The sequence below is a fragment of the Treponema sp. UBA7567 genome, assembly GCF_002476655.1.
In the GTDB taxonomy this organism is placed as follows: Bacteria; Spirochaetota; Spirochaetia; order Treponematales; family Treponemataceae; genus Treponema_D.
The window spans coordinates 37561-45033 of the sequence record NZ_DLLH01000016.1 but is presented as its reverse complement, the minus strand read 5'-3'; the positions used below and the strand labels follow the sequence as shown (position 1 = coordinate 45033).

Here is a 7473-nt window from a genome sequence, read left to right as displayed (position 1 = left end):
CTTCCGCATTTTGTTTTTGTTATCACCTTAAATAAAACAAATTTTTACATTTATAAAATTTTGATAAGACTTATAATATATGAACGTATGAATTTAAAAAAGATTGTTTCTGGTCTTGAAAAAAAATATGTGCTTTTTACGCTTTTTACTCCTCTTGTCATGATTGGCGAAGTTGTTATGGAGACTGTAATTCCGCTTATAATGGCACATATAATTGACAATGGAATCGCAACAAAAAATATAAATTATGTAGTCCGCACAGGAATTTTTATGGTTCTATGCACACTTTTTTCTCTTTCGTGCGGAGTTTGCGGCGGCCGCCTTTCTTCTCTTGCTTCTTATGGTTTTTCAAAAAACTTGCGGGCAAATTTGTTTAAAAGAGTTCAAAATTTTTCTTTTGCGGGGCTTGAGCATTTTGGAACAGGTTCTCTTGTTACTCGTTTAACGACGGACGTTACAAATCTTCAGAATATGTACCAGAATTTAATCCGCAGTTTGGTTCGCGCTCCGCTTATGATGCTTACAGGAACGATAATTGCCTGTTTTATAAACCTGAGGCTGGCGTTTTTGTTTTTTATTGCAATCCCTCTGCTTGCCTTTTTTTTGATTTTTATTTCTGCAAAGGCATACCCGCGTTTTCAAGCAATGTTTAAAAAATACGACGCGCTCAATAGTTTTGTCCAGGAATGTATGATTGGAATTCGTGTCATAAAAGCATTTGTCCGCGAAGATTTTGAATGTGAAAAATTTGAAAAAATTGCCGCTCAGTTGCGCGATTGTCAAGTTCGTGCCGAAAAACTTGTAATCTGCTCAATGCCGATAATGAAATTTGTAATTTACATGTGCATAATCGCAACTCTTTGGTTTGGCGGAAAAATGGTTATTATCGGTTCTATGAAAACTGGAGAACTTGTAAGTTTTCTTACTTATGTTACGCAGATTTTAATGAGCTTGATGATGCTTAGTTCGATTTTTGTTCAATTTATCCTCTCTAAAGCTTCTGTTTCTCGTGTTATGGAAGTTCTTTCGTTTAATACCGAAGAAGATGATTCAAATGACGGCTCAAAAATCAATTCTGTCAAAGACGGTTCAGTCGAGTTTTTTAATGTCTCCTTTTCTTATGAAGGCAAAAACGGCAACTGCGTTTTGTCGGACATAAATTTAAAAATTCCTTCAGGTTCGGCTGTCGGCATAATCGGCGGAACTGGTTCTTCAAAATCAACCCTTGTTTCTCTTATCCCTAGGCTTTATGACTGCACTTGTGGCTGCGTAAAAGTTGGCGGAGCCGATGTAAAAAATTACAGTTACAAGGCTCTTCGCGGTGCTGTCGGAATGGTTTTGCAAAAAAATGTGCTTTTTAGCGGAACAATCGAACAGAATTTGCGCTGGGGAAACGAAGACGCAACGCAAAAACAGATTGAACATGCCTGTCAAGTTGCAGATGCGTTCAATTTTATTTCTGAGCTTCCAGCTGGCCTTAAAACTGAGCTTGGACAGGGCGGAGTAAACTTGAGCGGAGGACAAAAACAGCGTCTTTGCATTGCGCGCGCGCTTTTAAAAAATCCGAAAATTTTGATTTTGGACGATTCAACGAGCGCCGTTGACACCGCAACAGATTCAAGAATTCGTGCCTCTTTGAGAAATTGCCTGCCTCAAACCACAAAAATAGTAATTGCGCAGAGAATCGCTTCAGTTCAAGAATCGGATTTTATTGTCGTGCTTGATGAAGGCAAAATAACTGGGATTGGAACTCATAGCCAGCTTTTGCAGGAGAACAAAGTTTATAAAGAAATTTATGATTCTCAAATTAGTAAAAATTAAAAATCGGGGAGAAAAGCATAGATGTCATCTGTAAAAAATCGTGGCGCTCAAAAGCCCAATCACACAGTAAAAACAGTTTTGCGGCTCCTTGCTTACATGAAAACTTTTAAAGTTTTGCTGCCTCTTCTTTTTTTCTGCATAATTTTGTCGGCAGGAGCAGAAGTTGCGGGCGCATATCTTTTAAAACCTGCCGTAAATAATTATATTCTTCCTCTTATGGGAAAGCAAAATCCGGATTTGACAGGATTTGCCGTTTTAATAATAAAAATAGCCGGAATTTACGCGATCGGCGCAATTTCGTCTTTTTTAACACAAAGGCTTCTTTTAAAAATTTCAACTTCGACTCTTTATAAAATCCGTTGCGAACTTTTTAGCCATCAATCTAAGCTTTCACTGCGATATTATGATTCACATACGCACGGAGTTTTAATGTCGCTTTATACGAACGACACTGACACTTTGCGCGACATGTTCAGCCAAAGTATTCCTCAGCTTTTGACGGGAATTTTTCAGGTTGCTGGAATTTTTTGCATGATGCTTTTTTTAAGCATTCCGCTTACTGCCGTTATGGTTTTGACAGTCGCAGGAATCATGCTTTTGAGCGCGACGGTCGGAAAAAAGAGCGCAAATGCTTATCGGGTTCAGCAGGAAAATATTGGCAAAATAAACGGCTACATAGAAGAAATGATTGAAGGCCAGAACGTTGTAAAAATCTTTACGCGGGAAGAACAGGCAAACAGAAATTTTTCTAAACTGAACGAAGCCCTATGCGAATCTGGAACTCAGGCGTCAACTTATGCAAATATTCTTGGTCCGATTATGAACAACCTTTCTCATTTTCAATATGCCTTGATTTCTATTTTCGGCGCGGTTCTCGTAATTACCGGTTACATGGATTTGGGAACAATTGCAAGCTTTTTGCAGTCAACACGAGAATTTTCCCGTCCGCTCAGCCAGTTGAGCCAGCAGTTCAATTCAATCTTGAACGCTCTTGCCGGAGCAGAAAGAATTTTTGCCGCAATCAATCAAAAGCCAGAAACTGACAATGGAACTGTTTCTTTGGTAAATGCTTATGAGGCAAAATTCAAAAAAGACGAAAAAGTTCTTGTTCAGAGTTTTGCGCAGACAGGAACATGGGCATGGCATTGTCCGGAACTCGACAGATTAAAACTTCTTTGCGGCGATGTTGTTTTTAAGGATGTCAATTTTTCTTACAACGGACGCAAAAGAGTTTTAAATGGAATCAGTCTGCACGCAAAACCAGGACAAAAAATTGCTCTGGTTGGTTCGACAGGTTCTGGAAAAACGACTATTGCTAACCTTTTGACGCGGTTTTACGACATAAAAGAAGGTTCTGGCTCTATTACTTATGACGGAATTCCTTTAAATGACATAAAAAAGCAGGATTTAAGACGTTCCATTGCTGTTGTTCTGCAAGATATTCACCTTTTTACGGGCACGGTTCTCGAAAATATTCGCTACGGAAACCTTGAAGCAACGGATAACCAGGTTTATGACGCGGTAAAGCTTGCAAATGCCGATTCATTTATCCGCCACCTTCCGCAGGGATTTGACACTGTTATAAAAGGCGACGGCTCAAATTTAAGCCAGGGCCAGCGTCAGCTGATTGCGATTGCCCGGGCTGCGGTTGCAAATCCGCCGGTCTTGATTCTTGATGAGGCGACAAGTTCAATTGATACCCGCACAGAATTCTTAATCGAAAGGGGCATGGATCAGCTTATGAAAGGGCGCACTGTCTTTGTAATTGCGCACAGGCTTTCGACAGTGCGCAACGCAGACTGCATAATTGTCCTAGAAGAAGGAACTATAATCGAACACGGAACTCACGATGAACTTTTGCAAAAGCATGGAAGATATTATCAGCTTTATACCGGGGCATTCGAGTTGAATTAAAAAATTCTGTAAAACAAAAAAAGTCACGCTTTAATGCAGTGTATTTTTATGTTAAACTCAGTGCCTATGAGAAAATACTGCAAGAATTCATCAAAAAAACTTTTAAATTTATATTATGCCTTTGTTCCTGTTGTTTTAGGAACTTTTGGATCGCTGTTTTTTTCCTCCTGCCAGACACCTCAGTCAACTTTTGCCTCTCTTTCTGCCGACGGCAAATTTTATAAATCCATCGAAAATTCTCTTAACGCTCCAGATTCACTTTTTTTGCAGGACAATTCTTCCGAACAGAGCATAAATGGAACTTATCCTGAGCATATTTTTATAAAAACGCGGACACAGACTTTTACAAAGAATTACGAATTTATGATTCGCAACGGAAAGCTCTTGTTTAAAACTAAAAACGAGAGCTTATGGAAGCTTTATTGCGGAACTGGACTTCCAGAAGGCGCGCAGTCAGTCGTAGAAATTTCGGGAGATTCAAACTGCGTCTTTGTTTTTGACGAGCAGGGCAGGCTTTACAGAACTTACACAGAAAAAGAAGTCAGAAAAAAGGCTGCAAGTCCTTTTTACGTAAAACCTTTCACTTGGGTTTATCTTTACGGGTGGCCAGAGAGTGTGGTTTTTAAACCTGGAATTGTTGTAAACAATTACCGGGCCTGGGCAATGGGAGCAAGACGGAAAGATGTACTTTGGCATGAAGATATTTTTAAGAACGAGCATCATTTTGGCACAATGGGGCTTGAGACAATCTATTTTTTGACCGAAAAAGGAAACGAGATTCGCTTTACGGATTCAGGGCTTCCTGCCGACCTTTCAAAAACTTTTTTAACTCCAAAAAACGGACGTTTTATCGCCGTAAATTTAAGCAATTCGGCTTCGACAAATTTTATAATCGGCGACAAAGGCTCAATGTACACAAGGCTTATTGATTTTGACACTATGGGCTGCGATCCAATGTTTTTTAAATATACTTACGAGCCTTATAAGTCAAAATATAAAGGAAATGAATACCGCTCAAATTTTGAAAGCTGGGGACTTCCAGCAGAAGACTGGCGTAAGCAGCCGGATATTAAGCTTGAGGGAAAAGCCCGCCTTACAAAATTCATTTCGATTCATCAAAACGGGCATGGAAATTCCGCGCGGGAGCTTCGTGTCGCAGGATTGGATTTTGAAGGCAACACAGGATTTTATTCAAAACAGATTTTTGACGCAGAATGGACTTTTACAAAGTGCAATTTATTTTTTACAGAGCAGGATTATTTGGGCGGAAAATCGGAATGGGGAGAATCCTGCGAATACGCTTTTAAGGGCAGTGTTTTTGAAAACGGAAAAAATCTCGAAAATCTAAGCGTTCAGGTTGAAGATTTTACGCTTGCAAACGAAGGCGGTTTTAATTTAAAGATAACAATAAAAAAAGACGGTTGGCAGGAATCAAAGTCAATAAAATTCTATGACGTAGAAATGTGGACTTATATGCCGCGCTTTGATCCCGGAAAAGACGGAGTTCCGAAGAACTTTTTTGTTACGCCGGATTTTTCAAAAGAAGACATAAACTGCGAACATGAAGAATTTACAGAACTCCTGAAAAAAATGTTTGACGGAATAAACCGAAAAACTTTTTGTGTAAAAAGCTCGGCAACTGAAAATTATTTGGAATTAAACTGGAAAAACTCAAAAGGTCTTCTTTCTGCAAACGAATTTAAAATTTTTATGGACAAAAGCGGAATTTCGGGCGATCCGGACGCCTTAAAAGCTGTTTATATGTACGAAAATCCGTTCCTTCAGGTATTCAATCTTCCGGAAATGGCTTTTGAAAAAGCCGTCTACACTGCGCAGGATACCGAAAACCTCAAAAAAGCTGCAGAATCCAACAGACAGTATGCGAAACTTTTGAGCGGACAGATGAAAGTTTACAACGGATACCGCCACAATACAAACAAATCCCGCTGGGAATGGAACCTTGCGGATTTAGTTTTGTCCGTTACTTTCTTAAACCAAATTGATTTTCCAAAAATAAAGACAGTCTCAATGCATTCAGGCGACATTTTTAACACAAACGCTGACAGTTACGGCCTGAATTATGAATATATGAGCATTTTGTATCCGCATGTAATAAATCTTGCGGCTCAGCGCGCCGAAAAATATTCAAAAATTCTCGAAAAACTGGAAAAAAATCAAACTGTCAAAAATTTACAAGAATACAAGAACGACTATTCAGAATATCTCGACAGCCTTTGCGTAAAAGATGAATACAAAGGCCAAATTGTTCAGGAAAAAAGAGAAGGAAAACTTCTGCGCATAAGAGAATTTCCGCTTTATCCGGGATTTGTCCTTTGCACGCAAAAAAAATCCGGCGAAGTTGACCAATACGTAATTCTTGAACTCAAAAATTTTGAAAAAAAGGCAATGTACTCTCTTAAAAAAGACAAAACCGATTTTGAATGTGATGTAAATTTCTATATCACGGCAAAAAACGAAAGTTTTTTAAATAAATATTTCGGAATTCAAAAAATCGAAAAGAAAAAGGGCAAAATCCACATTGATAGCAAAAAAATAAGAGTCAAGGCCGGCTTAAAAACGATTTTTGAAGCGGATTGATTTTGCGGTTTTCTGATTTTGTTGACGGAAAAACAAAATTCTTTTATATTTTCCTTGTCAGATAGAAAACAAACTTTGCAAAGACGCCAGGCTTTTTGGTCCGGCGTCTTTTTTTTCTGGAGGCAAACAAATGAAACACTTTACAATTACAATTGGCCGCGAATTTGGCTGCAATGCCCGCGAAATTGGACGTCAGGTGGCGGCAGCTCTCGGTGTAAAGTTTTACGACAAGGAGCTTGTGGCTCTTGCGGCAAAAGAGGGCGGAGTAGACAAACTGACATTTTTCGCTCAAAAGGAACATCCCGGCATAACGGACAATTTTCAGACAGAGTTTGGCTATGGAGTTTCAGGAATGTTTTATTCTCCAAAAGCGGTTGAAGCGCAGGCCGGCGTGATTCGAAAAATTGCAGGCTCAGAAAACTGCGTCATGCTAGGACGCTGTTCGGACTATTTTTTGCAAAATTTAGATTCAACCTTGAGCATTTTTGTCTATGCGCCGCTTTCTTATCGCGTAACTCATATTTCTCAGGCATACGGCTTAACACAAAAACAGGCGCAAAAAATGATTGCCAAAATCGACAGAAAACGCCACAGATATTACAAATACATAACTGGCAAAAACAGGGGCGACCGCCACGGAAGAAATTTAATGATTGATGTTGAAAAATTTGGCGTGGAAGGAGCGGTAAAAATTATAACAGACGCGGCAAAACTGCTCTTTTCCGAATAAAACAACGGGCGGCCGCCGCTCCGCGTCGCCGGGCTATCCATGGTTCCGCTTCGCTCCATTGTTTTGCAGCGCGGGCAAAGCAAGAAGAAAAGCAGCCGCAAAACAACGCTTCCGCGCCATTCCTATCCCTGCCGCAATGCAAGCCGCGCAGGCAAGCGCTGTGACGAATCAAGAAAAAGTGCTTTGCCGGCAATCGTCACCGTGACTTGCCTTTTTCGTCATTCCGAACTTGATTCGGAATCTATATTGAAAATGCGGTAGTCGTCACCATGACGAAGACAGAAAAAGTGTTTGAACGACAATCGTCATCGTGACTTGCCTTTTTCGTCATTCCGAACTTGATCCGGAATCTATATTGAAAAATGCGGCAATCGTCATCGTGACGAAAACAGAAAAAGCATTTTGTCAGC

Annotated in this window: 4 protein-coding genes; all 4 read left to right on the top strand. The window is 39.8% G+C overall.

From position 1 onward, the window contains the following. The first annotated feature begins 87 nt into the window (after nt 1-87). The 4 genes from B3Y13_RS01610 to B3Y13_RS01595 all read left to right on the top strand — a co-directional run bounded on the left by B3Y13_RS01610 (nt 88) and on the right by B3Y13_RS01595 (nt 7063). On the top strand, nt 88-1821 hold the full coding sequence (locus B3Y13_RS01610) for an ABC transporter ATP-binding protein (protein ID WP_296668184.1): 1734 nt from the start codon (nt 88-90) through the stop codon (nt 1819-1821). Between the two features lie 21 nt (nt 1822-1842). Beyond that, a complete protein-coding gene (locus B3Y13_RS01605; RefSeq protein WP_296668186.1) occupies nt 1843-3735 on the top strand; it encodes an ABC transporter ATP-binding protein in 1893 nt (630 codons plus the stop codon). 66 nt (nt 3736-3801) lie between these two features. Further along, nucleotides 3802-6333 (top strand): hypothetical protein, encoded by a 2532-nt coding sequence (locus tag B3Y13_RS01600; protein ID WP_296692272.1) that lies wholly within the window; start codon nt 3802-3804, stop codon nt 6331-6333. Between the two features lie 130 nt (nt 6334-6463). Then, nucleotides 6464-7063 (top strand): AAA family ATPase, encoded by a 600-nt coding sequence (locus tag B3Y13_RS01595; protein WP_296668188.1) that lies wholly within the window; start codon nt 6464-6466, stop codon nt 7061-7063. The last annotated feature ends 410 nt before the right edge of the window (nt 7064-7473 follow it).

Bases quoted from the DNA above. Each gene is read 5' to 3' on its own strand.
- B3Y13_RS01600 (WP_296692272.1), top strand. From the start codon at position 3,802: ATGAGAAAATACTGCAAGAATTCATCAAAAAAACTTTTAAATTTATAT.
- B3Y13_RS01595 (WP_296668188.1), top strand. From the start codon at position 6,464: ATGAAACACTTTACAATTACAATTGGCCGCGAATTTGGCTGCAATGCC.
- B3Y13_RS01605 (WP_296668186.1), top strand. From the start codon at position 1,843: ATGTCATCTGTAAAAAATCGTGGCGCTCAAAAGCCCAATCACACAGTA.
- B3Y13_RS01610 (WP_296668184.1), top strand. From the start codon at position 88: ATGAATTTAAAAAAGATTGTTTCTGGTCTTGAAAAAAAATATGTGCTT.